The 26,181-nt window shown below is 42.2% G+C and carries 24 protein-coding genes and 1 tRNA gene; 17 read left to right on the top strand and 8 right to left on the bottom strand.

Going from position 1 to position 26,181, the window contains the following annotated elements; translation table 11 throughout:
- Positions 1 to 11: 11 nt before the first annotated feature.
- Positions 12 to 542 carry a DUF4199 domain-containing protein gene (locus IEY67_RS05355; protein ID WP_122355005.1) on the bottom strand — a complete coding sequence of 177 codons (531 nt, stop codon included), beginning with the start codon at positions 540 to 542 and terminating at the stop codon, positions 12 to 14.
- 112 nt (positions 543 to 654) lie between these two features.
- Positions 655 to 728, bottom strand: a tRNA-Thr gene (locus IEY67_RS05350).
- Between the two features lie 522 nt (positions 729 to 1,250).
- Between IEY67_RS05350 and IEY67_RS05345 the strand changes: the two genes are divergently transcribed.
- The 7 genes from IEY67_RS05345 to IEY67_RS05315 all read left to right on the top strand — a co-directional run bounded on the left by IEY67_RS05345 (position 1,251) and on the right by IEY67_RS05315 (position 8,102).
- Positions 1,251 to 2,654, top strand: a complete 1,404-nt coding sequence (locus IEY67_RS05345) for an amidophosphoribosyltransferase (RefSeq protein WP_183669329.1) — start codon at positions 1,251 to 1,253, stop codon at positions 2,652 to 2,654.
- A 174-nt stretch (positions 2,655 to 2,828) separates the two neighbouring features.
- Positions 2,829 to 4,049 (top strand): peptidase T, encoded by a 1,221-nt coding sequence (pepT, locus tag IEY67_RS05340; RefSeq protein WP_183669331.1) that lies wholly within the window; start codon positions 2,829 to 2,831, stop codon positions 4,047 to 4,049.
- A 14-nt stretch (positions 4,050 to 4,063) separates the two neighbouring features.
- Positions 4,064 to 5,149: a glycine cleavage system aminomethyltransferase GcvT gene (gcvT, locus tag IEY67_RS05335; RefSeq protein ID WP_183669333.1), complete on the top strand. Its 1,086-nt coding sequence runs from the start codon at positions 4,064 to 4,066 to the stop codon at positions 5,147 to 5,149.
- Positions 5,150 to 5,226: 77 nt separating this feature from the next.
- Positions 5,227 to 5,751: a GNAT family N-acetyltransferase gene (locus IEY67_RS05330; protein ID WP_183669335.1), complete on the top strand. Its 525-nt coding sequence runs from the start codon at positions 5,227 to 5,229 to the stop codon at positions 5,749 to 5,751.
- A gap of 98 nt (positions 5,752 to 5,849) precedes the next feature.
- Positions 5,850 to 6,812, top strand: a complete 963-nt coding sequence (locus tag IEY67_RS05325) for a transporter (RefSeq protein ID WP_183669337.1) — start codon at positions 5,850 to 5,852, stop codon at positions 6,810 to 6,812.
- A gap of 27 nt (positions 6,813 to 6,839) precedes the next feature.
- Positions 6,840 to 7,574: a DUF5036 family protein gene (locus tag IEY67_RS05320; protein ID WP_183669339.1), complete on the top strand. Its 735-nt coding sequence runs from the start codon at positions 6,840 to 6,842 to the stop codon at positions 7,572 to 7,574.
- Positions 7,575 to 7,664: 90 nt separating this feature from the next.
- Complete coding sequence (locus IEY67_RS05315) at positions 7,665 to 8,102, top strand: DUF695 domain-containing protein (RefSeq protein ID WP_183669341.1); 438 nt, start codon at positions 7,665 to 7,667, stop codon at positions 8,100 to 8,102.
- On the opposite strand, the gene IEY67_RS05310 is transcribed toward IEY67_RS05315, so the two are convergent.
- Together IEY67_RS05310 and IEY67_RS05305 are read right to left on the bottom strand one after the other, a co-directional pair.
- The gene (locus IEY67_RS05310; RefSeq protein WP_183669343.1) at positions 8,099 to 9,412 is read right to left on the bottom strand and encodes a MutS-related protein; all 1,314 of its coding nucleotides are present in this window, start codon (positions 9,410 to 9,412) and stop codon (positions 8,099 to 8,101) included. The two genes, IEY67_RS05315 and IEY67_RS05310, sit on opposite strands and share 4 nt — an antisense overlap.
- 138 nt (positions 9,413 to 9,550) lie before the next feature.
- The gene (locus IEY67_RS05305) at positions 9,551 to 9,964 is read right to left on the bottom strand and encodes a DUF5856 family protein (protein ID WP_122354989.1); all 414 of its coding nucleotides are present in this window, start codon (positions 9,962 to 9,964) and stop codon (positions 9,551 to 9,553) included.
- Between the two features lie 148 nt (positions 9,965 to 10,112).
- On the opposite strand from IEY67_RS05305, the gene IEY67_RS05300 reads away from it, so the two are divergent.
- Positions 10,113 to 10,469, top strand: coding sequence for a DUF488 domain-containing protein (locus tag IEY67_RS05300; RefSeq protein ID WP_183669345.1), 357 nt, complete (start codon positions 10,113 to 10,115; stop codon positions 10,467 to 10,469).
- A gap of 139 nt (positions 10,470 to 10,608) precedes the next feature.
- On the top strand, positions 10,609 to 11,499 hold the full coding sequence (locus tag IEY67_RS05295) for a metallophosphoesterase (RefSeq protein ID WP_229800962.1): 891 nt from the start codon (positions 10,609 to 10,611) through the stop codon (positions 11,497 to 11,499).
- A gap of 153 nt (positions 11,500 to 11,652) precedes the next feature.
- Here IEY67_RS05295 and metF read toward each other — a convergent pair whose 3' ends face one another.
- Positions 11,653 to 12,603 (bottom strand): methylenetetrahydrofolate reductase [NAD(P)H], encoded by a 951-nt coding sequence (gene metF / locus IEY67_RS05290; protein ID WP_122354987.1) that lies wholly within the window; start codon positions 12,601 to 12,603, stop codon positions 11,653 to 11,655.
- Positions 12,604 to 12,686: 83 nt separating this feature from the next.
- Here metF and IEY67_RS05285 point away from each other — a divergent pair, with 83 nt between their 5' ends.
- The 3 genes from IEY67_RS05285 (at position 12,687) to nifJ (ending at position 18,662) form a co-directional block, all read left to right on the top strand.
- A complete protein-coding gene (locus IEY67_RS05285; RefSeq protein ID WP_122354985.1) occupies positions 12,687 to 13,706 on the top strand; it encodes a branched-chain amino acid aminotransferase in 1,020 nt (339 codons plus the stop codon).
- Positions 13,707 to 13,892: 186 nt separating this feature from the next.
- Entirely contained in the window at positions 13,893 to 15,071 is a 1,179-nt protein-coding gene (locus IEY67_RS05280; RefSeq protein WP_122354983.1) for an ATP-binding protein, read from the top strand.
- Between the two features lie 33 nt (positions 15,072 to 15,104).
- Entirely contained in the window at positions 15,105 to 18,662 is a 3,558-nt protein-coding gene (gene nifJ, locus IEY67_RS05275) for a pyruvate:ferredoxin (flavodoxin) oxidoreductase (RefSeq protein WP_122374219.1), read from the top strand.
- A gap of 79 nt (positions 18,663 to 18,741) precedes the next feature.
- On the opposite strand, the gene IEY67_RS05270 is transcribed toward nifJ, so the two are convergent.
- Positions 18,742 to 19,776, bottom strand: a complete 1,035-nt coding sequence (locus tag IEY67_RS05270; protein WP_122354979.1) for an aldo/keto reductase — start codon at positions 19,774 to 19,776, stop codon at positions 18,742 to 18,744.
- A gap of 106 nt (positions 19,777 to 19,882) precedes the next feature.
- Between IEY67_RS05270 and IEY67_RS05265 the strand changes: the two genes are divergently transcribed.
- From IEY67_RS05265 to IEY67_RS05245, 5 genes are all read left to right on the top strand, one after another.
- Positions 19,883 to 20,656, top strand: a complete 774-nt coding sequence (locus IEY67_RS05265; protein ID WP_122354977.1) for a Cof-type HAD-IIB family hydrolase — start codon at positions 19,883 to 19,885, stop codon at positions 20,654 to 20,656.
- A gap of 33 nt (positions 20,657 to 20,689) precedes the next feature.
- Positions 20,690 to 21,241 carry a beta-class carbonic anhydrase gene (locus IEY67_RS05260; protein WP_122354975.1) on the top strand — a complete coding sequence of 184 codons (552 nt, stop codon included), beginning with the start codon at positions 20,690 to 20,692 and terminating at the stop codon, positions 21,239 to 21,241.
- A 180-nt stretch (positions 21,242 to 21,421) separates the two neighbouring features.
- Entirely contained in the window at positions 21,422 to 21,580 is a 159-nt protein-coding gene (locus IEY67_RS05255) for a hypothetical protein (RefSeq protein WP_165359927.1), read from the top strand.
- A gap of 292 nt (positions 21,581 to 21,872) precedes the next feature.
- A complete protein-coding gene (locus tag IEY67_RS05250; protein ID WP_122374221.1) occupies positions 21,873 to 22,871 on the top strand; it encodes a M28 family metallopeptidase in 999 nt (332 codons plus the stop codon).
- Between the two features lie 27 nt (positions 22,872 to 22,898).
- Complete coding sequence (locus IEY67_RS05245; protein WP_122374222.1) at positions 22,899 to 23,441, top strand: FKBP-type peptidyl-prolyl cis-trans isomerase; 543 nt, start codon at positions 22,899 to 22,901, stop codon at positions 23,439 to 23,441.
- A 124-nt stretch (positions 23,442 to 23,565) separates the two neighbouring features.
- On the opposite strand, the gene IEY67_RS05240 is transcribed toward IEY67_RS05245, so the two are convergent.
- Complete coding sequence (locus IEY67_RS05240; RefSeq protein WP_147382529.1) at positions 23,566 to 24,204, bottom strand: hypothetical protein; 639 nt, start codon at positions 24,202 to 24,204, stop codon at positions 23,566 to 23,568.
- A gap of 67 nt (positions 24,205 to 24,271) precedes the next feature.
- Complete coding sequence (locus IEY67_RS05235; protein ID WP_183669349.1) at positions 24,272 to 26,170, bottom strand: SusD/RagB family nutrient-binding outer membrane lipoprotein; 1,899 nt, start codon at positions 26,168 to 26,170, stop codon at positions 24,272 to 24,274.
- Positions 26,171 to 26,181: the final 11 nt, after the last annotated feature.

Genomic DNA, 26,181 nt, shown 5'->3' with positions numbered 1-26,181 from the left:
ATTGTTTCTCCTTATTGTTCTTGTCTGATTGCACCGGTTTCATTGTTCCTGCACAAGATGGCTGCTACCGGTATCGATAGTATGATTCCGTAGAATATATTATTGAAAATACCTTGAATAGCCATATGGATAGGAGTGAAATTGGTTTTTCCTATTGCTTCCATTACTTCGGTGCTTACCTGTGAATCTTTCAGAACATCTATCATCTGGTTGACCGAATTACTCAGGAAATCAGCCGGAGCGATGAACTGGAAGAATACGAAATGTTCCAAAGCGACGATCAGTGCGGCAAAAAAGTACAACATCGTACCGAAACGCCAGGCATGAAAGAAACTGATCTTACCACCGATATCCTGCTTGTAACGTTTCGTCAGATAATAAGCGATGAACGGTACTGTCAGAGTGAGTACTATATATATAATGTTAAGCGCAGGAACCGTGTTGCTGAAAATAAAGAACAGATATTTTATCACCCAAAAGATTCCCATGGCTAATCCATAAGTCATCGCGCTTTTTAATAATAGACCTTTATTTTCTTCCATTATATTGCTGTTTTAAAGTTTCTATCAGCAAAATTAATCCTTTTGTTATAATATACAAGGTATATAATAATAAAAAAGAGGAAGCTTATTTAAATAAACTTCCTCATTTCTGAGCCTCTTGTCGGATTCGAACCAACGACCCCGAGATTACAAATCACGTGCTCTGGCCAACTGAGCTAAAGAGGCAGGTGGGTAAGCTTACTACATCGCGCCGCTACAACCAAGTACCCTTGCTGCGGTCAAGCCCTGGGGGATTCCGAGGGAGCATGCCGTGTAGGACTTACCCGGGTGCAAAAGTAGATATTATTTTTTACAATGCAAGTGTTTTTATGCTCCGGAGCATATTTTTATTTATAAATGGCTGTATTCCTTAATGTTTTATCATAGTTAAAAAATGTAATTAAACTAAAGGGCGGAAAGACGGGGTAGTAATGACCTTCTTTTTTCGATTGACAAAATGATATTTCTATAGCGGGAAAATAGGATTACTATACCGGATAAATAAAAATACTCCCGCGGGTAATATATTTTAACGTATCAAAAAGGACCGATTAGGAGAATTTCTGCGTCAAAATGAAAATGTGGTTGACATCTATGCGGAGAATATTATTTATAGGGTGGTTCTGATTGTATGCGATCTCTTTTAGTATATTCTAAATATTCTTGTAACTTTGTGCCCTAATTCAAAAATCAAAAACACTAAGGACAATGGGTGGTTTTTTCGGAACTATTTCTAATTCATCCTGTGCCACCGACTTATTTTACGGCACAGATTATAATTCCCATCTGGGAACCCGTCGAGGCGGTATGGCAACTCTTTACAATGGCGTCTTCAAACGCTCGATCCATAACCTCGAAAATTCTTATTTCCGTACTCGTTTTGAAAGTGAACTGGAGAAGTTCCAGGGAAATTCCGGTATAGGTATCATTAGTGATACAGATCCTCAACCAATTTTCATTAATTCTCATTTAGGCAAATATGCAGTAGTAACGGTTGCCAAGGTGAATAACCTGGAGGAGCTGCAGAATGAGTTGTTGGATAAAGGTTGTCACTTCTCGGAAATGAGTTCAGGACAGATCAATCAGACCGAATTGATCTCGTTGCTGATTTCCCAGGGTAAAACTTTTGTTGAAGGTATAGAAATTGTATTCGAAAAAATAAAGGGGTCTTGTTCGATGCTTGTCCTGACGGAGGAGGGTATTCTTGCCGCCCGTGATAAGTGGGGACGTACTCCGGTGTTGATCGGAAAGAAGGAGGGGGCCTATGCCGCTTCGAGCGAACCTTGTAGTTTCCCGAATCTGGGTTATGAGATTGAATATAATGTAGGGCCGGGCGAGATCGTTATGCTTACTGCAGACAAGATGACGCAGTTGCGTAAGCCGAATAAGAAAATGCAGGTTTGTTCATTCCTGTGGGTTTATTACGGTTATCCGGTGTCTGAATATGAAGGGGTGAATGTAGATGCTTCCCGTTATGCGAGCGGTATGGCGATGGCGAAGAAGGATGAGGTGGATGCTGATTTCGTTTCGGGTATTCCTGATTCCGGTATCGGTATGGCTCTGGGGTATGCCGAAGGAAAAGGTATTCCTTACCGTCGTGCTATCGTAAAGTATACGCCGACATGGCCTCGTAGTTTTACTCCGGCCAACCAGGCCGTCCGTGATCTGGTAGCCAAGATGAAGTTGATCCCTAACCGGGAGCTGCTGAAAGGTAAACGGGTTATTTTCTGTGACGACTCTATTGTACGCGGTACACAGCTTCGCGACAATGTCAATATATTGTACGGATATGGTGCGAAAGAGGTGCATATGAGAATCGGATGTCCTCCGATCCTGCATGCTTGTCCGTTTGTCGGTTTCTCCGCTTCTAAATCACATCTGGAATTGATTGCCCGCCGGATCGTTAAAGAGCTGGAAGGCGACGATGCAAAGGATCTGGATAAATATGCAACGACCGGAACCGAGCAGTATAATCAACTGGTAGAACGTATCCGTGAAAAACTGAATATTACTACATTGAAATTCAATACGGTTGAAGATTTGATCGCATCGATCGGCTTGCCGAGGGAATGTGTTTGTACGCATTGCTATAACGGCAATGGTTGTTTTTAACTACTTTCCCTGATGGAAAAGTAGGCAAAAGATCAAGGCTGCACTTATATATTATAACAGGTGCAGCCTTGATCTTTTGGTTACTTTTGGATCAAGCCAAAAGTAACGTTCAATTTATTTTGTTATTCGTTGCTCTTTATATACTTTTATGGTTTAAATATAAAAGTATAACTTATGACCGTATTAGATAGATTTCTGAAGTATGTCACGTTCGATACCCAGTCGAACGAAGAGACACGTACAACGCCGAGTACTCCGGGACAGCGAGTATTTGCAGAAGCATTGGTAAAAGAACTGGAAGAGTTAGGTCTGGATGATATTTCTTTGGATGACAACAGTTACCTGATGGCCACCCTTCCTGCCAATACAGATAAAAAAATACCGACTATCGGTTTTATTGCCCATTTGGATACCAGCCCTGATATGTCAGGTAAAGATGTGACCCCACGCATCGTAAATTATAAAGGCGGCGATATCGTATTGTGCGCTGAAGAGAATGTGGTTCTTTCTCCGCTGATGTTCCCCGAACTGAACGATTATAAGGATCAGGATATTATCGTGACTAACGGTAAAACTTTGCTGGGTGCCGATGACAAAGGAGGCGTAGCGGCTATTATCGGAGCGATCCAGTATCTGAAAGAGCATCCGGAAATCGAACATGGAAAGATTCGCATCGGCTTCACTCCCGACGAGGAGATAGGAGAGGGGGCCAATCATTTTGATGTAGAGAAGTTCGGTTGTGAATGGGCCTATACCATTGACGGCGGACAGATCGGTGAACTGGAATACGAAAACTTCAATGCCGCCGTTGCCAAAATAACATTCAAAGGTCTGAATGTCCATCCGGGTTATGCGAAAAACAAGATGCTGAATGCTTCATTGCTGGCTATCGAGTTCGCTTCCTGGTTGCCTGCATCGCAACGTCCCGAACATACACAAGGATATGAAGGGTTCTATCATCTGACCAATATGTCGGGTACGGTAGAGGAGGCTTCTTTATCTTATATCATTCGTGACCATGTACGCACTTTGTTTGAAGAAAAGAAGAAACAACTGGACATGTGGGTGAAACGTATGAACGAGATTCACCCGGGCAGCACGACATTGGAGCTGCGTGACCAGTATTATAATATGCGTGAGGTGGTTGAACCGAAGAAACATATTGTAGACCTGGCATTCGAAGCGATGGAAGCAGCCGGTGTCAAACCGTTGGTTAAACCGATTCGTGGCGGTACGGACGGGGCACGTCTGTCGTTTATGGGATTGCCTTGTCCGAATATTTTTGCGGGCGGCCTGAACTTCCACGGACGTTATGAGTTCCTTCCGGTTAACTCGCTGGAAAAAAGTATGCAAACAATCATAAAAATAACCGAGCTGTTAGCTCAAAAATCTTAAACGAAATTAATAACATGAAGACGACTCCGTTTACCGATGTGCATATCGCATTGGGAGCAAAAATGCACGAATTTGCCGGCTATAACATGCCAATCGAGTATACCGGCATTATTGATGAACACATGACCGTTGTGAATGGCGTAGGTGTATTCGACGTATCTCACATGGGTGAATTTTGGGTGAAAGGTCCGAACGCACTGGCTTTTATCCAGAGTATTACTTCCAACGACGCGTCTGTTCTGCCTTTAGGCAAAGCACAGTATACTTGCTTCCCGAACGATAAAGGTGGTATTGTGGACGACCTATTGGTTTACCATTTCGAACCGGAAAAATATCTGTTGGTTGTCAATGCCGGTAATATCGCAAAAGACTGGGATTGGTGTGTAAGCCATAACACTGTCGGTGCAGAACTGGAAAATTCTTCCGACCGTACCGGTCAGCTGGCCATCCAGGGACCGAAAGCTGTGGAAGTGCTTCAGCGCCTGACTCCGGTCGATCTTTCTTCCATACCTTATTATTCTTTTGTAACAGGTGAATTTGCTGGTTGCAAGAACGTGATCATTTCCAATACGGGTTATACCGGTGCCGGTGGTTTTGAATTGTATTTCTACCTGGATGATGCCATGACTATCTGGAATGCTATCTTCGAAGCCGGTAAGCCGGAAGGCATCAAGCCGATCGGTCTGGGAGCACGAGATACGCTTCGTCTGGAAATGGGCTTCTGCCTGTATGGTAACGACCTGGATGATACGACATCTCCGATCGAAGCCGGATTGGGTTGGATCACTAAATTTGTAGACGGCAAGGACTTTACTAACCGTGCGGAACTGGAACGTCAGAAGAAAGAAGGTGTGACACGTAAATTGTGTGCATTCGAATTAGTAGATAAAGGTATTCCCCGTCACGGTTATGAGATCGTTGATGCGGAAGATAACGTGATCGGTGTGGTTACATCCGGAACTATGTCTCCTGTATTGAAGAAGGGTGTCGGTATGGGCTATGTGAAACCCGAATATGCGAAAGTCGGTTCTGAATTTTTTGTAAAGGTTCGTAACCGTAACCTGAAAGCACAGGTTGTGAAAGCTCCTTTCCGTAAATAAAATAATATCATAGATAAGAAGAAGTTAGCCGGATAGAACTATTCGGCTAATTTTTTGTAAAGCAAAAACGTGCAGGGATGAAACAGATAAGAGTGGCAGATAAGCAATCTCCTTTATATGCAGATTTTGAACAGTTATATCGGATTAGTTTTCCAATCTTCGAGCAACGGACGGAGGAACAGCAGTTGTTGGCTTTCTCTTCTCCTTTTTATCATTTAGTTGCTTATGTGGAGGACGGGACGTTTGTCGGTTTTATTGCTTATTGGGAATTTACTCATTATTTATATATCGAACATTTCGCTATTCATACGGATCTGAGAGGAAAAGGATATGGAAGTGTTGTGCTGAAGGCCTTGCAGGATAGTTGTGATAAAAGGCTTTTGCTGGAAATTGATCCGGTAACGGATGATGTTTCGGCCAAACGGCTTCATTTTTATGAATTGAACGGTTTTTCTGCAAATCCGTATCCGCATATCCATCCGCCGTATCGCGAAGGATTTCACGGTCATGATCTGGTTGTCCTGACAACGAAAGGGAAAATAACCCAGGATGAATATATGCAATTTGCCAGGGATTTGAAAGAGATTGTGATGTGTTTTTAGTTTGCTCCGGAGAGCATTTGTCGGATTTCGGTGACATTATAGTCAGAAAGTAACAGATGTTTTGTAAGTTTGCAGCGGAATAAAATAGAATAGGTCTCATGTTGAAATTTCTGAAAAACTGGACATTGCCTATTGCAATGTTGGCCGGTGTGTTAGGTTATTTTGTGTTTGCCAACTTCACATTTCTGGAGCCGACAAAACCGTTTGTCAATACTTTCGTTGCTTATATTACCCCTTTCCTGATCTTTGCACAGTTACTGTTAACCTTTTGTAAGGTAGACTGGCGGGAATTGATGCCTTCACCCTGGCATGGATGGTTGTTGCTTTTTCAGATTGTTTCGGCTTCGGTTTTGGCTGCTTTATTGATATTCATCCCGATGGACGGTTCTTACCGGGAGGTGTTTGAGGCTGCTATGGTATGCCTTATCTGTCCGACGGCAACAGCAGCAGCGGTCATTACGGGGAAACTGGGCGGAAGTGCTTCCAGCCTGACTACATATACATTATTATCTAATATATTGGCGGCAGTAGCTGTCCCCTTGATCTTTCCATTGGTAGAGCCGCATGCGGATATTACTTTTTTTACTGCATTCCTGAAGATATTGGGTAAAGTATTTCCTTTATTACTGTTCCCGTTTTTCCTGGCTTTGTTTTTCCGGTATGTCCTTCCGAAAGTTCATCATTTCCTGTTGGGCTTTCATGACCTGGCTTTTTATTTGTGGGGAGCAGCGTTGGCTATTGTAACAGGGCAGACGGTGAAGTCTTTGATGACCAGTGAGGTGCCGGGGAGCGTACAAATACTGATTGCTTTGGCCGGTTTTATCACTTGTGCCCTTCAATTCTACCTGGGTAAACGGATCGGTACGATCTATAAAGACCGTATCAGTGCCGGTCAGGCTTTAGGACAGAAAAATACTGTGTTGGCTATCTGGATGGCTTATACCTATCTGGACCCTGTTTCATCGGTGGGCCCGGGTTCTTACGTACTCTGGCAGAATATTTTTAATAGCTGGCAGTTGTGGAAGAAGCGGAAAAATGAGATTAAATCGGGTGAGTTTTAAGTTTGAATTAATTAAATAAAAGAGAGTATGAAAGTTAAACATTTATTCGGAATGCTATCGTTGTTCCTTTGTGTATTTAATTTGGTGAGTTGTGGTGATGATGAAATCAAAGACCCGGATGATGCCGTTACGCTGAATATGTTGAACGAGGAAGGGGATAAGACGATGTTAGGTAATTCTGATGTTTATATCAACAAATCCAACAACTTTAAAACTTATTTGTGTTACATTGCCGATGCAGGAGAAACTTCCGGACTCGGGGTGGATGTCCAGTTGCAATTGAATAATCTTGCTCGGGAGGTAGCTGTTGTTCCGGGGCATTTATATCAGATATATGACCGGGATGTTTTGCGTGAATTTCCTTCGGGAAAGTGTGCCGTTTTGGTAGGATCAGGTTATTATAAGGCTTATGTGGTTTCTCCGATAGTTAATGAAAATGTGATGACAGGTGCTACTGTTAAATATGCATTGACCTATCCCGAAGCTCCGGAACTTCCTGAGTATGAAAAGCTCATCGGTTATATAGATTATGTGGGAGAAAGTCTTGAATATACGTTGCCTAAAGATGTGGAATGTGTTTTCAATGCTCATTTGGACAGCGAGAAGGATGCTTTCGATATACAGATTAATGATCGAAAATTAACTATTACATTATTGAAACCGGTTGATAAGAACTATGGTCCGTATGGAACCTATGGAATGTATCTTCGTTTAGGATCAGTATTTACGACTGTAGAATTTAATGTTGGCATGGGTCGGTAAAATACGACTTTCAGTAAGTTTTTTACTGAAGGAGTTTTATAAACCAGTATCTTTGTCATCTAATACAAACAGGAAATAAAATAAATACATATGAAATTAAGCAATGAGTGGTTTACTGCGCTTTCGGAAGATGAGGTGGGGCATTTGGTTACGGTTAGCGGGCGTGATGAGTTGACGGAGTTTATCCAGTCGGGAAAATTCAAGGAACGTGCTGAGATCACCTGGAAGTATGAAGGAGATGATAAAGGTATGCCGGAGGATGAACTCGCTGAGAAAATGGAAACCGTTCAGGAAACTTTGCGGAAGGCGATGGAGAAAGATAAATTATCTATTCTGACAGGTGTTTATACCGGGGCAGGAGAGAAGGTGTGGGTTTATTATACCCGTACGGTCCGTGTCTTTGGCGAACGGTTGAATGAAGCGCTGGCACCGTTCGAATTGCTTCCGATATCTATCTATACAGAAGTCGATCCGGAATGGGAAGAGTATCTGGATATGTACGAGATGAAGCAGTGGGCGGTGGATTAATCTATGGTTAGTTCTTTTTTAACAAGCCAGCTGCCGATGCGGGATTCGGAGATTCCTTCTTTCAACTTGTAGCTACAGATGAAACGATCATCTTTTATTTCAGATTCCATATAGTTGAACTGACATGTCTTTTCATTATAAAAAGTCTCTGCAAGTTCTATGATATGAGTGGAAAGGAGGAATTTGCTCTTGGTATGTTTATTCAATAGGCCAAGTACTATTTCCGATGCTTCGTAGGCATCCCGGGCGTTTGTTCCCCGGAAAAGTTCGTCGAATACGATGAAGTATCCGTTTCCATCCCTTACCTTTTCCAATATACTCTTGATCCGCAGAACTTCTGCATAAAAATGACTTTCTCTCTTTTTTAAAGAGTCCGGTAAATTTATGGAAGTGAAAAGGCCATTATATACCGGGCAAAGCATTCGGCTTGCCGGTACCGGTACCCCCGCATGCGCTAGCCAGATGGCCGATGATAATGCTTTTAGTGTAGTCGATTTACCCGCCATATTGGATCCAGTGAAAATATTTATGTGTTTTTCTTCCAGATTCCAACTGTTAGGTACAGCCTTCGGCAATGCGGGGTGAAAGAAGTCGTGTATGACTAACCTGGAACTGTCGGAATACAGTTCCGGATAACAGTAGCCTTTTTCGCAGGCTATTTTATGTGCTGATTGGAATGCATCCTGTTCATATACTATATCGAGTATTCCCTGAACTGCCACTTTACCTTTATTACGGAAAATATAATCGAGTTGGTCTGTTTCGTAGCAACTACATGCAGTCTCTTTGTCAGGAATAGAAACGAATGTACTACTTTCCATATAAGAACGGATCATTCGTATGGTTCGTCTGACTGCATTCGGTTGACCTGCTTCATATTCAGCAGATGATATTTTTCGCAATTCCCTGATCAGTTCGCATAAGTACAAACATCCCCGTTTTTTTATATAATTCCATGGATTATTCTGGAATTTGTTTTTTAGCCATTGATAGTAAGAGATAACTTCCAGTGTTGTTATAGGAGGCGGCTCGTCGTAATTCAAATAATATTCGATAAAATCCAAAGAATCACCATCTATTTTCAGATCTGCGATTCCTCCGACCCGGATGGATTCGATACGATTGTGAAGTACCCTCATGTCGCTGATGGGATAGGTTACCCAATTTTTTAGTAGCCTGTGTCCACCGATTGATTGGGTTTCATTATAGATGCTTGTCAACTCAAATTCTCCGTAAGGATTTTGTGTAACACATAGATCATTACGAGTTTGTATATCTGTCTCTAATTTTTTTATTCCTATCTGTCCCATTTAACAAAGATAGGTTTGTTTGTGAGATATGAATACTCAGAAGTCTGAAAAATATAAAAAGGAGTTGTCAATAAAGACAGCTCCTTTTTTTTATAAATATATAAACTCTAAAAAATAACTTGCTGACCGTTCGGTCGTTTATTGTAATCTGACCAATCTGTAAAGCAACTGCTGGATCGCTTCCTGATAGTCGTCGATAATGGATTGTGAGAATGCTTCAGGGAATAGATCTCTGTGTTTTTCTACGTAGTTGTAGAAATCTGATGCATGTTTTACAATATCCTTCGGCGTTTTTGTTTCAGGAATAGTTATTTGCAGGTCGCCCACCATCGCGTAAGTTGTTTCCGTAATTCTGTCGATCACATCGAGTACTGAAGCAACGGCTTCATCCAATGCCATGTGTTTAGCATAACTACCTGCTCCGGTTACGCTCCAATGAAAAAGTTTAAGACTGCTGTTGAATGAGAAAAGTTCTCCGATAAATGCTGCTAGCTCTTTGTTTGATGTATGGGCTGCTTTTTCTTTTTGTTCCGATTTTACTGTTGTACTCATAATACTTTTAGTTTTATGTTTTGTACTTAATAAACATCATGGACTGCTGGAAAGTTCTGAGAAAATGTAGAAAATATGGGAAAGAAATGAATGCTAACAATATGGCCATAAACCTTGTTTATATAGAAAATGTAATACATAAATGGTTATGACACAAATAAAGTTAAAACGGATATATGAAGATCCGGAAAGTTCGGACGGCTATAGGGTTTTTGTCGATCGTTTATGGCCGAGAGGTATGAAAAAAGAGGCTGTCCATTATGATTTATGGGCAAAAGACGTAACGCCTTCTCCTGAAATACGTGAATGGTTTCATCAGGCACCCGCTGAAAGATGGAATGAGTTTACTGCATTATACCAAAAGGAACTGAGTGGTTCGGATGCAGTAAAGCAGTTTGTTGAAGAGATAAAAAAGTATCCGGTAGTGACATTGCTTTACGCCGCAAAAAGTCCGGATCATAATCATGCTTTGATATTAAAAGAATATTTGGAACATGTGATATAAGCGGTAGATAGGTGCTTATAGTCAAAGGTATTGACTTTTTATTAACTTTGTAAGTCAATATCAGGGGTATGTTGTGTCTGACAGCGTGCTGATTGACTTTTAAATCTATGAAACTTATAATATGAACAGACGCTTATTTTTGAAAAAAACATGTGGGGGAGCATTGCTTTTGGCTGCCTCTCCTTCTTTTATATCCTGTAACCGTCAGCAACGTCCCGTTCGCTTTGGGATTGTGACAGATCTGCACTATTCACGACGTGAACCTTACGGAACACGTTATTTTCCTCAGACGATGGAAAAGTTGAAAGAGGCCATCGGTGTTTTCAATGAGTCAAATCTGGATTTCGTGATCGAGTTGGGTGATCTTAAAGATCAGGACAATGTACCTCAGAGAGAGCGAACCCTTACCTATCTGGATGAAATAGAAAAGGAGTTTCAGACTTTTCAGGGACCTGTTTATCATGTTTTAGGAAATCATGATATGGACAGTATCTCAAAAGAGGATTTTTTACAACATACCTCCAATCATGGTGATGCCGATAAGAAAACATATTACTCATTTATCTGTAATGATATAAAATTCATAGTACTGGATGCAAATCATAATCTGGACGGAACACCTTATGATAGAGGGAATTTTGATTGGACAAAGGCTTTTATTCCTAAAGATCAGGTGTTGTGGTTGCAGGAAGAATTAAAAGAGAAAGACAAACCTGTCGTCATCTTTATACATCAGTTACTGGATCGTTTTTCTGATATTGGCAAGGCGCTTTGTGTTAGTAATGCGGACGAAATTGTTCCTCTGTTGGAGGCAAATGGAAATATACTTGCAGTATTTCAGGGACATCATCATGCCGGACATTACAGTTTCCGTAATAATATCCACTATTGGACAATGAAAGGGATGATAGAAGGAAAGTTGCCCGATAATAATAGTTTTGCTGTTGTAGAAATTGATCCGCAAAACAATATTCATATCGATGGTTTCTATAATTGTGAAGATAAGGATTTAAACCGCATCACGGTGTAAAGCCTTCGGTCGATCTGCATAAAGCGGTCTAATGTTTTTCAAATACAGGCAGGGCTAAATAAAATTAGAGGTAGGTGTAATTCGAATTACATCTACCTCTAATTTATAAGACATGATAATGTGTCCTGGCGGTCAACGATTCCACCAAAGGATTTAATATACTTCTTTCGCTACTTTATAAACGCTGTCTGTTGCCATCATTGTATAAAAATGCAGGCTTGGTACTCCGTGAGCGATCAGGTCTTTACATTGTTGGATACACCATTCTACGCCTACTGCTTTGACTTCATCGTCATTCTTGCATTTGCGCAGTTCGGCAGCAAAAGGTTCCGGAATATCAGAACGGAAGATCTTTGGTAATACAGTCAGCTGAGTTTTAAAGACGACCGGCTTGATTCCCGGAATGATCGGAACCGTGATACCTTCTGCACGGCAACGGTCTACAAAAGAATAATATTTTTCATTGTCGAAGAACATCTGTGTAACCAGGTAGTCGGCTCCGTTCTTCACTTTTTCTTTCAGGTAAAAGATATCCGATTCCATATTCGGGGCTTCCTCATGTTTTTCCGGGTAGCAAGCCATACCGTATGAGAACGGAGTTTCGTTAGCCTCAAAGGTTGAACCGTCTATAGCAATTCCTTTGTTGAAATTATTCACCTGTTGTTGCAGACCGGTTGCATGCTCGTGGTACAGGTCGGTGTTTTGTCCGGCTTCCAGCGTTTTCACATCTCCGCGGAGCAGTAGCAGATCGTAAACACCCAGGAAGTTGAGGTCGATCAAGGCATATTCTGTCTCATCTTTTGTAAACCCTTTACAGATGATATGCGGAACAGCCGGAATACCATATTTATTTTGAATAGCGGAAGCAATGGCTACAGAACCCGGACGTTTGCGGATGTTCACTTTCTGGAAACTTCCGTCAGGGAGCGTCTTATATATATATTCGCTATGATGTGAGGTGATGTTAATGTATTTAGGATTGAATTCTTTTAGTTTATCAATCACATTATACACTTTCTGTATGCTGTTCCCTTTCAAGGGTGGAAGTATTTCGAATGAGAAAGCAGTGCTTTTACTGCCGTTGATCAGATCAATAACTTTCATATTTTAATTATTTTTGCTGCAAAAGTAACAATTATCATCTGAAATAGCTTACTTTTGCGTTCATAATCTAATTACGACATTATATGGAAAATATGAATTGGTCTGATCTTGCATTCGGTTATATGAAGACAGACTACAATGTACGGTGTTACTATCGCGATGGTAAGTGGGGTGAATTGGAAGTTAGTTCTTCTGAAATTATCAATATTCACATGGCAGCTACTTGCCTCCATTACGGACAGGAGTCGTTTGAAGGGTTAAAAGCATTCAAGGGAAAAGACGGGAAGATCCGTGTATTCCGTATGGATGAAAACGGCAAACGTATGCAAGCTTCCAGCCGTGGTATCAAGATGGCTGAACTTCCTGTGGAAATGTTTGAAGAAGCAGTTCGCAAGGTAGTGAAATTGAACGAACGTTTTGTTCCTCCTTACGAGAGTGGAGCAGCATTATATATCCGCCCGCTGATGATCGGTTTGGGTGCACAGGTTGGTGTGAAGCCGGCTCCCGAGTATATGTTCATGATATTCGTAACGCCGGTAGGCCCTTATTTCAAGGGTGGTTTCAAACCTTCGAAGGTTTGTATCATGCGTGAATACGACCGTGCTGCGCCTCAGGGTACAGGTACTATCAAAGTCGGTGGTAACTATGCAGCCAGTCTCGTTGCCGGAGAGAAAGCGAAAGAAAAAGGTTATGCAGCCGTTCTTTATCTGGATCCGAAAGAAAAGAAATATCTGGATGAATGCGGTCCGGCAAACTTTTTCGGTATCCGTGGCAATAGCTACATCACTCCGCAGTCTCATTCCATCCTGCCTTCTATCACCAATAAGAGTTTGCAACAATTGGCAGCCGATATGGGCCTGACCGTTGAACGTCGTCCGGTTCCGGTGGAAGAACTCGCTACATTCGATGAAGCGGCAGAATGCGGAACAGCGGCCGTTATCGCTCCGATCTCACAAATCGACGATTTGGATATCGATAAGTCTTATGTAATTGCCAAAGATGGCAAACCGGGTCCTGTTTGTGAAAAGTTATATAATAAACTACGTGGTATTCAGTATGGCGACGAGCCTGATACTTACGGATGGGTAACGATAATTGAATGAATAAGATAAGAGTATTGACAGTTAGTGGTTTATTTCTAAAAAGACCATTAACTGCCAACTCTGAATTCTCAAACGTCAATACGCATTGTTAACTTTGGATTGCCAACTGAAAATAAAATTGCTATCTCGGTATTGCAAAGTAGAGGATAATTTCTATCTTTGTGGCCTATATAGTAAGACAGTAAGGTGGAAGCATTCTTTAAAACACATAAATACCTTGTAGAACATTTGCATGCACCGGTACGCCGGGGGCTGATGGATGAGATTAACTGGAATGACCGGTTGATCGGTATCAAAGGCTCTCGTGGAGTAGGTAAGACTACGTTTTTACTGGATTATGCCCGCGAACATTTTGGTGCTGATAATAAAGAGTGCCTATATATTAATCTGAATCATTTTTATTTTACAGAACGTACTTTAGTCGATTTCGCTTCTGAATTCAGAGCGAAAGGAGGGAAGGTGCTGTTGATTGACCAGGTTTTCAAATATTCAGGATGGTCGAAAGAGTTACGTTACTGTTATGATAATTTTGAAGATCTGAAGATTATCTTTTCCGGTTCATCGGTTATGCGGTTGAAGGAAGAGAATCCGGATCTCTCGGGTAAAGTCGTTTCATATAATTTGCGTGGTTTTTCTTTCCGTGAGTTTCTGAATCTGATGTCGGGAAACAATTTTCCGGCTTACACATTCGAGGAAGTGCTCGCAAACCACCAGGAGATTGCCCGTAATATCTGTTCGGTAGCCAAACCGATGGCTTATTTTCAGGATTACCTGCATCATGGTTTTTATCCTTTTTTCCTGGAGAAACGCAATTTCTCCGAGAATCTGCTGAAAACAATGAATATGATGTTGGAGGTAGATGTCTTATATATAAAACAAATCGAGCAAAGTTATTTGCCTAAGCTCCGAAAATTATTATATTTGCTGGCTATCAGTGCGCCGTGTACGCCGAATGTAAGTCAGTTAAGTAAAGATATAGAAACATCTCGGGCGACAGTGATGAATTATATTAAGTATCTGACCGATGCCCGTTTGATGAATATGTTATATCCGGTAGGCGAATCGTTCCCGAAAAAGCCCTCTACCGTATATATGTATAATTCGAATCTGATGTACCCCATCCGTCCGATGGAGGTTAACCTACAGGCAGTGCGCGAATCTTTTTTCTATAACCAGCTTTTGAAAGACAATAGACTGAATGAAGGAATAAAGAATGCTCACTTTCTGGTAAATGAAAAGTATAATTTCAGGATAGAGGAAAGTATGAAGGTGAAAAACAATCCCGATTTATACTATGCTATTGATAAGGTTGAAGTAGGAGATGGCAACATGATCCCGCTTTGGCTTTTTGGCTTTTTATACTAATAAAATTCTTTTAAATACTAATAGTAAAAGTCTATGACAAAACAGAAGAAATTTTTGACCTGTGATGGTAACCAGGCTGCTGCACATATTTCCTATATGTTCAGCGAGGTAGCCGCTATCTACCCCATCACTCCGTCGTCTACAATGGCAGAATATGTAGACGAATGGGCTGCCGCCGGACGTAAGAACATCTTCGGCGAAACGGTTTTGGTACAGGAAATGCAATCGGAAGGTGGTGCTGCAGGTGCAGTTCACGGTTCTTTGCAAGCCGGTGCCCTGACTTCAACTTACACAGCTTCTCAGGGATTGTTGCTGATGATCCCGAACATGTATAAGATCGCTGGTGAGTTGCTTCCTTGCGTATTCCATGTGTCTGCCCGTACATTGGCATCTCATGCTTTGTGTATCTTCGGTGACCATCAGGATGTAATGTCTGCCCGTCAGACAGGTTTCGCAATGTTGGCAGAAGGTTCTGTACAGGAAGTTATGGACCTGTCCGGTGTTGCTCATCTGGCTACTATCAAGTCTCGCGTACCTTTCGTGAACTTCTTCGACGGTTTCCGTACATCACACGAAATCCAGAAGATCGAAGCGTTGGAAAATGATGACCTGGCTCCGCTGATCGACCAGAAGGCGTTGGCTGAATTCCGTGCACGTGCATTGAATCCGGAAAAACCGGAAGCTCGTGGTATGGCTGAAAACCCGGATCATTTCTTCCAGCACAGAGAATCATCGAACAAATACTATGAAGCAGTTCCTGCTATCGTAGAAGAATATATGAACGAAATCTCCAAACTTACAGGCCGCAAATATGGTTTGTTCGATTATTACGGAGCAGAAGATGCAGAACGCGTAATTATTGCTATGGGTTCTGTAACAGAAGCTGCCCGTGAAGCTATCGACCACCTGACGGCTCAGGGTGAAAAAGTTGGTTTGGTTTCTGTTCACTTGTATCGTCCGTTCTCTGCTAAGCACTTCCTGGCTGCTGTTCCTAAGACTGCGAAACGTATTGCTGTTCTTGACAGAACAAAAGAACCGGGTGCTACCGGCGAACCTTTGTATCTGGATGTAAAAGACTGCTACTACGGAACAGAAAATGCTCCTGTTATCGTTGGTGGCCGTTATGGTTTGGGTTCTAAGGATACTACTCCTGCTCAGATCCTTGCCGTTTATGAAAACCTGGCATTACCGATGCCGAAGAACCAGTTCACACTGGGTATCGTAGACGACGTTACATTCACTTCTCTTCCTCAGAAAGAAGAAATTGCTTTGGGTGGCGAAGGCATGTTCGAAGCTAAGTTCTACGGTTTGGGTGCTGACGGTACTGTCGGTGCTAACAAGAACTCTGTAAAGATCATCGGTGACAATACAAATAAATATTGCCAGGCATATTTCTCTTATGACTCTAAGAAGTCTGGTGGTTTCACTTGTTCTCACCTGCGTTTCGGTGACCATCCGATCCGTTCCACTTATTTGGTAAATACGCCTAACTTCGTTGCTTGCCACGTTCAGGCTTACCTGCGTATGTACGATGTAACTCGTGGTTTGCGTGAAAACGGTACATTCCTGCTGAACACTGTATGGAATGGCGAAGAGTTGGCTAAACACCTGCCGAATAAGGTAAAACGTTATTTCGCTCAGAAAAATATTACTGTTTACTATATCAATGCAACTCAGATTGCATTGGAAATCGGTTTGGGTAACCGTACCAATACAATCCTTCAGTCTGCATTCTTCCGTATCACAGGTGTAATTCCTGTTGACCTGGCTATCGAACAGATGAAGAAATTCATTGTGAAGTCTTATGGTAAGAAAGGTGAAGATGTAGTTAATAAGAACTATGCTGCTGTCGATCGTGGTGGCGAATATACTCAGCTTGCTGTCGATCCGTCATGGGCTAACCTGCCGGATGATGAAGTTGTAGCAAACAACGATCCTGCTTTCATCAACGAAGTAGTTCGTCCTATCAATGCTCAGGATGGTGACCTGCTGAAGGTTTCTGCATTCGAAGGTATCGAAGACGGTACTTGGCATCAGGGAACTTCCAAATACGAAAAACGCGGTGTAGCTGCTTTTGTTCCTGTTTGGGAACCGGATAACTGTATCCAGTGTAACAAGTGTGCGTATGTTTGTCCTCACGCTTCTATCCGTCCGTTTGTGTTGGATGCTGCTGAACAGGCTGCTGCTCCGTTCAATAACTCTTTGAAAGCTACAGGTAAACAATTTGAAGGAATGCAGTTCCGTATCCAGGTTGACGTTCTTGACTGTCTGGGTTGTGGTAACTGTGCCGATGTTTGTCCGGGTAATCCGAAGAAGGGTGGTAAAGCGCTTAAGATGGCTGCTCTGGAAACTCAGTTGGCCGAAGCTCCGAACTGGGATTTCTGTGCAGAAAAGGTTACAAGCAAACAACATCTGGTTGACATCAAAGCTAACGTGAAGAACTCTCAGTTTGCAACTCCGTTGTTTGAGTTCTCAGGTGCTTGCTCCGGTTGTGGTGAAACTCCGTATGTGAAATTGATAACTCAGTTGTTCGGTGACCGTGAAATGGTAGCTAACGCAACAGGTTGTTCATCTATCTATTCAGGTTCTGTTCCTTCAACTCCGTATACAACAAACGAAAAAGGACAGGGTCCGGCTTGGGCTAACTCATTGTTCGAAGACTTCTGTGAATTCGGTCTGGGTATGGAACTGGCTAACGAAAAGATGCGTGCTCGTCTGACGAATGCAATGAACGCAATTATCGCTGGTGAAAATGCTCCTGCCGAAGTGAAAGAAGTGTTGAAAGCATGGGTTGAAAACCAGAACGATGCTGATAAGACAAAAGAACTGGCTCCTCAGATAATAGCTATTGCTGAAGAAGGTATCACTCACGGCTGTCCGCTTAGCGCACAGATCAAGGAACTTTCTCACTTCCTGGTAAAACGTTCACAGTGGATCATCGGTGGTGACGGTGCTTCTTATGATATCGGTTACGGTGGTCTCGACCATGTAATTGCTTCAGGTAAGAACGTCAATATTCTGGTTCTGGATACCGAAGTTTATTCTAACACTGGTGGTCAGTCTTCTAAAGCTACTCCGGTCGGTGCAATCGCTAAGTTTGCAGCTGCTGGTAAGAGAGTACGTAAGAAAGACCTGGGTCTGATGGCTACAACTTACGGTTACGTATATGTTGCCCAGATCGCAATGGGTGCTGACCAGGCACAGACATTGAAAGCGATCCGCGAAGCTGAAGCTTATGACGGTCCTTCATTGATCATCGCTTACTCTCCTTGTATCAACCACGGTTTGAAGAAGGGTATGGGTAAGAGCCAGCAGGAAGAAGCAGATGCAGTAGCATGTGGTTACTGGCACTTGTGGCGTTATAACCCGGCATTGGAAGAAGAAGGCAAGAATCCGTTCTCTTTGGACAGCAAAGAACCGGATTGGAGCAAATTCCAGGACTTCCTGAAGGGTGAAGTACGTTTCGCGTCTCTGACAAAACAGTTCCCGGCTGAAGCAGGCGAATTGTTCCAGGCTGCTGAAGACAACGCTAAGTGGAGACTGAATAACTACAAGCGTCTGGCTAAACAGCAATGGGGTGTTGAAGAATAATTGATTATTTGATCATCTAAATAGTAAAAACGGAATCTTCGAAAGAAGGTTCCGTTTTTTTATGAAGTTAAATGAGGTTCTAAAACTGAATCTGTGCATTCAGGAATGGGAACTGTGCCTGATGCCAATAAGGATAAACGGGAGTGACCTGGCTGGCATCATCTAAACGTTTTACCTGTTCCGGTGTCAGATTCCACCCGACAGCTTCCAGGTTTTGTTTTAATTGTTCCTCTGTGCTGGCTCCAATGATCAGGCTGGAAACAGTAGGACGTTGCAATAACCAGTTCAACGCACATTGTGCAACAGTATGTCCCGTCTCTTCGGCTATTTCATCCAATACATCCATAATATTGTACAACCGTTCGTAAGATGTCGCTTCGTCTGGAATAGGGCTGCCGCCGCGAGCTACACGTCCGTCAGCCGGTATCGGATTATTTCTTCTGTATCTCCCACCTAAGCGGCCGGCAGAAAGAGGACTCCAGATAATAGAGCCGACTTTCTGATCGATACCCAGTGGCATTAACTCCCATTCAAACTCCCTGTTAAGCAATGAATAATGCACCTGCTGTGCCACATAACGGCTCCAGCCGTATCGTTCGGAGACTGATAATGCTTTCATCAGATGCCATCCGGAGAAATTCGAACAGGCAATATACCGTATTTTACCGGCTGTGATCAGATCGTCCAATGCGCGAAGCGTTTCCTCTACCGGAGTATTGGCATCGAACCCGTGCATGTGATAAATATCTATGTGATCGGTATTCAGCCGCTTCAGGCTGGCTTCGCAAGCTTCGATCAGATGAAAACGGGAAGACCCCATTGCATTACGGCTTTCCGGATTCAGGTTGAATGTCGCTTTAGTTGAGATCAGTAACTTATTTCTCAGTCCCTCCATCGCTTTACCCAATATCTTTTCAGATAATCCGTCTGAGTATGCATCTGCCGTATCAAACAGATTCACGCCTGCGTCGAGGCAACGGTTTATCATGCGTCTGGCTTCTTCTACCTGGGTATGTCCCCAACCTTCGAAACCATTTGTACCTCCGAAAGTAGCAGTTCCTAAACAGAGAACCGGCACGTATAGTCCTGATCCTCCTAATTGTCTGTATTCCATAGTTTACCTATTAAATTGTTATTAAGATCTTACTTACAAAGGTATATAAAATATGCATGTGTTTATTTATTCTTATCTTTGTATCAAATTTAGGTTATTAAAAAGTATGGTTAAGGCAGTTTTTTTCGATATAGACGGGACATTGGTTAGTTTTAAGACCCACGAAGTTCCGCAGTCAACTATCGAAGCATTGGATATGTTAAGAAAGAAAGGTATTAAAGTTTTTATAGCTACAGGGCGGCACTTCAGTTCCATCAACAATCTGGGAGATTTACAGTTTGACGGATACGTTACATTGAACGGGGGATATTGCTTTGCCGGCGATAAAGTCATTTATAAACACAGTATTCCTGACAGGGATGTCGAAGCCCTGATCCGTTATATGGAAACAGAAGAATCTTTTCCATGTGCATTTGTCCGGGAGAAAGATATCTATATGAATTATAAGGATGAAACGGTGGAAGAGATATTCAATATGTTGAATTTTCCGGAGCCGCCTATCCGTCCGATGAATGAAATACGGGGTGAGACCGTTTACCAGCTTGTTTCTTTCTTTACTGCCGATCAGGAGAAAAAGATCATGCAGATTTTGTCTCATTGTGAATCGACCCGTTGGAATCCTTTATTTACAGATGTTGTTCCTGCCGGGAGCAGCAAGCGAATCGGGATCGATAAGATGCTGGAATATTTCAGGATACCGTTGAATGAATGTGTAGCATTCGGTGATGGCGGCAATGATGTTGCCATGCTTGAACATGCCGGAATTGGCGTGGCTATGGGAAATGCGGAAGACGATGTGAAACGATATGCCGATTATGTAACCGATTCTGTCGATGAGGACGGAATATTCAAAGCGTTGAAACATTTGAACATTATCTGATCGTAAGTTGTTTCTATACTAAGAAGTAAACATATGATTGACGAATTACTAGTATTTAATAAAGAGTTCGTAAAGAACAAAGGATACGAAAAGTTTATCACGAATAAGTATCCGGATAAGAAAATTGCGATTGTATCTTGTATGGATACTCGCCTGACAGAACTTCTTCCTGCCTCATTGGGTATCAAGAACGGTGATGTGAAAGTCATAAAGAATGCCGGAGCAGTCATTTCGCATCCGTTTGGTAGTGTGATACGCAGTTTGTTGGTTGCCATCTATGATTTGGGGGTAACTGAGATCATGATCATCGGACATTCGGATTGTGGCGCACAACATATGGACAGCGATACGATGATAGAAGCCATGAAGAAACGGGGCATTCCTGCCGATCGTATCGATATGATACGTTATTGCGGGGTCGACTTTAAAGACTGGCTACATGGTTTCGACTCGTCAGAAGGTTCTGTTAGGAATACAGTGAACCAGGTTCTTCATCATCCGTTGATCCCTTCCGATATAACGGTTAGAGGCTTTGTAATTAATTCAGTTACAGGCGAATTGACAGAGGTGAAACAGGAAGTTTAGCTTCTAAAAAGATATGACTATAAATTAAATAAATGTAAAGATAGAAATTATTTATATGTTTTATAGCATAGTTTTGAATATAATGTCTATCTTTGCATTGTAAACAAAAAGAAAAGATTAGAGTTTAGGTTAATTATTAATGAGTCTTCCAAGCGTGGAAGACATAAAAATGTAAAGATTATGATGACAAGTAGAAATGAAGAAAATCTTCGTGCTTTAGCGATGTTGCGTTATCAGGCTGATCGTTATCAGTCAATGAGAAATGGTACAATGAGTCAGCGAGTAAATGCTGAAATCCGCCGCCTATTAGAAGAAATGGGCGCTAACGCAAAAAATTAAACAAAAAGATTAGTATATTATTAGATGTTTTCTCTTCACCAAAGTCTTTTAAAGACTGGTGAGAGACAAAAGATGGGCATTCGACACTGGCAGATCAGTGAAGATTAGCCTTTTTTTATTTTATAGCCCTTACAATTCTTCAATTTATCTTCTATCTTTGCCTTGGTAAACGAAGATAGGCTGTATTTGGCATAATCAAAACAAGTTTTGCTTCTGCTCTTATTTGCACTATCTTTGTACGCGAAAGCTGAAACTATATTATTTCCAATAATTTGTAAAACACAATCATACGATGAAAAGAGTAGGTTTATTTGTAGCATCCGTTATGCTATCTACAACCCTTTGGGCACAGTCGCCTATTGAAAAAGGACTGAATGTAATCAATAAAGAGAATGCGGAGGCATATATCGGTTTTCTGGCCAGTGACGAACTGGAAGGGCGTGAAGCCGGTTTCCAGGGAGGACGTATTGCCGGAGAGTATATCGTATCCAATCTGAAGACAATGGGGATTGCACCTTTGAATGAATCTTATTATCAACCTTTTGAAGCTTATAATAAAGAACGCCAGAAGCGAGGACGTTTCCAGGTACATCCGGATTCGATCGCTCAGTTGAAACAAGGAGTACATCAGAAATTATCCATGCGCAATATCCTGGGAAAGATAGAAGGAAAGAATCCGAATGAATATGTTATTATCGGTGCCCATTACGATCACCTGGGATTTGATCCGATGCTGGACGGCGACCAGATCTATAATGGTGCCGATGATAATGCTTCCGGGGTATCGGCTGTTCTGCAGGTAGCGAAGGCTTTCCTGGCATCGGGCCAACAACCGGAACGTACCGTGATCTTTGCTTTCTGGGACGGGGAAGAGAAAGGATTGCTGGGCTCAGAGTATTTTGTGCAGAACTGTTCTTTCCTGAAAGATATTAAAGGATATTTGAATTATGATATGATCGGTCGTAACTCGAATGAGGCGGTTCCTGAGCAGGTCGATTATTTCTATACAGAAGCAAACAAGGCTTTCGGGGATTGGCTGAAGAATGACATCAAGAAATACAACCTGAACCTGAAGCCAATTTATCATGCCTGGGACAAACCGGTAGGAGGGAGTGACAATGGTTCTTTTGCCAAACGTGAGATCCCTATTATCTGGTATCATACCAACGGTCATCCGGACTATCATATGCCGAGTGACCATGTAGAAAAGATCAATTGGAATAAAATAGTTGATATAACGAAAGCCTCTTTCCTGAATATGTGGAATCTGGCGAATGAAAAGAAGTATTAATGTTGAATTTAATCATGTGAGTAAAGAATGAAATCAATTTATGTAGCCCTATGTTGGGTGGTGGTGATGGTTACCGGTTTGGTAGCTTGCAGTGATGATGAGGGAAAGACGATACCTGCTCATACGGAAGCAGAGAAACTTTGGATTGCTCAGAATCAGGCATATTTCCAGGAAAGGAAGGCGATTGTGGAAGAGGATGGACAATTATTATATCAACAGTTGGTTGTGGAGGATGATACCTTGTTATACCGTGTATTGGAAGTTGGCCAGGTCGATTCTGTTCCGACGATAGACTCGGATGCGAAAGTTTCGATGTTGGGGATATTACCTGTCTCTAAGGATCAGATTGTCGGAGATAGCAAGGGAAATCCCGTAGAAATGACATTCGATCTGGATAGTCCGGATTTGATCAAGGGATTGGCTGCTCTTTTGTTGCAAACCCATAAAGGAGAAAGAGTGGAAACTATTATTCCTTATCAGTTAGGCTATGGAGAAAAGGATTATCCTTATCCGTATATTCCGTTGTGCTCAACGCTTCAGTTTACTTTGACCGTAAAAAGTTTTGAGTAATCCTAAAAAGAATTTCGTAATCCGGCGTCACTTTTATAGAGACGCTTTACAAGTTCTGATATATAATGTAAAACGGGTGACGCTGTCATAAAAAGCAGGATCACCCGTTTTTTATTTAACCTGATTATAATCCCAGGCAATAATTGACAAGTGTGATGACATCTTTCGCATTCTTCATGTCTGTTTTCGTTTCTTTTATATAAGTTTCGATGAGGTTCTCTTTGCCGGGAAAGAGTTTTAATAGCGATTTCTTATTTTTGAATTTCAGCGGAGTACCATCACGGAATATGCAATATTCATTCTGATTGGCGAGCTTATACACTTCCGTGTATTGATTTTCGTAAGTGCTATAGTTTAACTGGTTCGTATTTAAAGTTTCCACTTTAGCCTGTTGCGTTACGCCGAAAGCATTTTTATATCCCTGGGAAGTATTCTTCAACAACCAGTTTATACCGATAAGACCATTCGGTATCTGTAGTATCTCATAGAAACTGGATCCGGTCGGAATGAATTTGGCATTTCCAATATAGACCGTATCGATCTGGGCAACGTTGGTAAGGAGCATTTCTTCCGAACCGTTTTTGAACATCATCTTCTGATTGCCGGCATCGTAATTGAGTTCTGCCATTGTCTTGGAGTTGTTCTTCATTAACACGACACCCTTCGAGTAATCTTCGAAAAGCATCTGACGTTTCTTCTGTGCATTAACACTACCTACGGTTGCTATACAGCACAGGATGGTGATTAACAGGTATGTTCTCATTGTTGTAGAATATGTGAAAGAGCAGTTACAGAATCTGTAACTACTCTTTCGAGGTTATTAATAGGAATTAATTCTTTGGTCCTTCACCCCATTGCGGAGCACCCTGATCCTGCCATGTACGTTCTGAATTCAGAATAGATGTATTCGCATCACCGGCACCTGTGATGGTGTAACCCTGTGCTGCATACGCATCTCTCTGGATCTGGTACAACTGGCTCATCTCGTTAGGAACACCAGTCTGGAAACGACGCGGGAAGTTGGTCACAGGAATAGAAGCATAATTCTCACGACTGATAAACTGTGAATTGAATTTAGGCAAGCCTGAACGACGGGCGGTAACAAACTGATCGTAAGGATACATGGTAAAGTTGATCAACTGCTGCAAGTATACTTTTTCCAGTTGTTCGCTGGCTGAACCGGTCAGCTGGTAATCGTCTGATGCCAGCATCGCTTCGATCTCTCCGCTTTTCAGTTCGATGGAAACTTCATTCGGATCATAATCATAAGTAGTGCCGTAATAAGCGATCTGGTTTAATCCGGCTACCTTATCATATTCCTGAACAGACAGTTTAACACCTTGTGTGAAATAGCTTTCAGCCGTACCGGGCAAGTTTGCTCCTAATAGTTTGAACTCAGCCAGATACAGGTTTACCTCACTTCCACCCAGATACAAACCGTACCAGGGACGGCTGTCGTTTCTAGTGATTACAGGACCGCCGGGAACTGTAGGCAGGGTGAAATTATAGTAACGTCCGATAACCATCTGATGCTGGTACATAGAGTAGGGGCGATAGCTTTTTGCACTCTGGCCGTTTTCGTCGGTAATCTTGTAACGGTTTTCATAGTCAAACCATTCACCGTAAACAGCCGAATTGTTCTTGGCATTATATTCAACCGGAAGGCCGTAATAACGAACCCAAGGTTCACCCATTCCTTTCCATTTCACGAATGTTTTCTTTCCGCCGGACGTGGTATATTCAACGTTTTCTTCGATATAGGAAGGAATCGCCTTGCCCTGATCGTAGAATTCCTGAATGATTTTAGAGTTCCAGTCGTTTTTACGATAAAGGAAACGAACGCGAGGGTCTTTGTTTTCAAGCATGAAATCTACTATACGCTGGTTGGAAGCCATTCCGTCCATAAATCCGTTACTCCAGTGGTAAATGTAATCGTCACTGCTTGAGTTTACGACACTTTTGTTGAACAACATGGCATCATCCAAAGAATCGATATAGCCGCAGGAAGCATTTGCGACTTCCGAAGCAATAGCCAGAGCTCTTGCTTTATCTTGAGATATCAAACGGGCAGCAATTCTTAGTTTCAGCGAATTAGCCATTTTGGCCCACTTGGCACGGTCGCCTTTATAAACGATATCCTGCTCGTTTGTAAAAATCTGGTCGGTGGCAGTCGTGAATGTTGTGATAGCTGAATTTAATTGATCCAACCACAGCGTGTACAGATCGGCAATTCTGTCGTAAGCCGGGGTCAGAGTACCGCCATGTAAGGCGTTGCCGGCTTCCGTAAACTGGATATCTCCATTGATATCGCTGCTAGAAAGTGCCAGATAAGTAGTAAGAACATCTACGCATGCGGCTGTTACGGCATGTTTGGCTGCATCTTCCTCGCTCATGTTCGAACGTAAATAAGTGATTTCGTGTGCCAGTTTCAAAGTGTTCACATAGCTTACGCCACCAGTAACAGTCGTCAATGCGGAGCTTTCGGTAAAGCTGCCGGTCGGTACCGCCATCTGACTCCATGATGTCAACATCGGTGCGTCATAAAACCAGAATGTATACCCAAAAGGTTCAAAGTCCATAGCGGCCATTGCGAACAGATAAGACGGGTCACCCACAGTCACCTGCGAAGGGCTGGAGTTGATATCTGCGAAATCATCACGGCATCCGGTGGTGCATACCAAGGCTGCACTCAGGCCGAATCCCATTAATATATTACTATATTTGTTCATGTCTCAATTAA

The sequence above is a fragment of the Parabacteroides faecis genome, assembly GCF_014647375.1.
GTDB lineage: Bacteria > Bacteroidota > Bacteroidia > Bacteroidales > Tannerellaceae > Parabacteroides > Parabacteroides faecis.
The sequence above is the reverse complement of the archived record's forward strand: the minus strand, read 5'-3'. Positions and strand labels throughout refer to the sequence as shown.